2 tRNA genes and 1 rRNA gene are annotated in these 460 nt (G+C 50.4%); all 3 read left to right on the forward strand.

From position 1 onward, the window contains the following. The first annotated feature begins 107 nt into the window (after positions 1-107). The 3 genes from rrf to C161_RS28865 all read left to right on the forward strand — a co-directional run bounded on the left by rrf (position 108) and on the right by C161_RS28865 (position 459). Positions 108-224: ribosomal RNA gene (rrf, locus tag C161_RS28855) — 5S ribosomal RNA — on the forward strand. A gap of 83 nt (positions 225-307) precedes the next feature. After that, positions 308-383 (forward strand) — tRNA-Asn (locus tag C161_RS28860). 4 nt (positions 384-387) lie between these two features. Then, positions 388-459 (forward strand) — tRNA-Glu (locus tag C161_RS28865). The last annotated feature ends 1 nt before the right edge of the window (position 460 follow it).

The following is a 460-nucleotide window of genomic DNA, read 5'->3' on the forward strand; positions in this document are numbered from 1 at the left end:
CAGTACTAATCGGTCGAGGGCTTATCCAATAGCAAGTGATAATTCGCATGTTTCGTTTCGAATCTAGTTTTCAGAGAACGATCTCTGAATGTAAGCTAAGCTCTGCGTTTGGTGGCGATGGCGGAGGGGTTCCACACGTACCCATCCCGAACACGACCGTTAAGCCCTCTAGCGCCGATGGTACTTGGACCGCAGGGTCCTGGGAGAGTAGGACGCCGCCAAGCGAACTCTTTCATCATACATAGAAAACAGGCTCTGCATGTTGATGTTGTACGATGAATTGCATTTGCACTGCAAATGCATATATTCCCTGATAGCTCAGTTGGTAGAGCACTCGACTGTTAATCGAGTTGTCACAGGTTCGAGCCCTGTTCGGGGAGCCATTAAGGCCCGTTGGTCAAGGGGTTAAGACACCTCCCTTTCACGGAGGTAACAGGGGTTCGAATCCCCTACGGGTCAT

It is taken from the genome of Paenibacillus sp. FSL R5-192, assembly GCF_000517845.1.
GTDB classification, from domain to species: Bacteria; Bacillota; Bacilli; order Paenibacillales; family Paenibacillaceae; genus Paenibacillus; species Paenibacillus amylolyticus.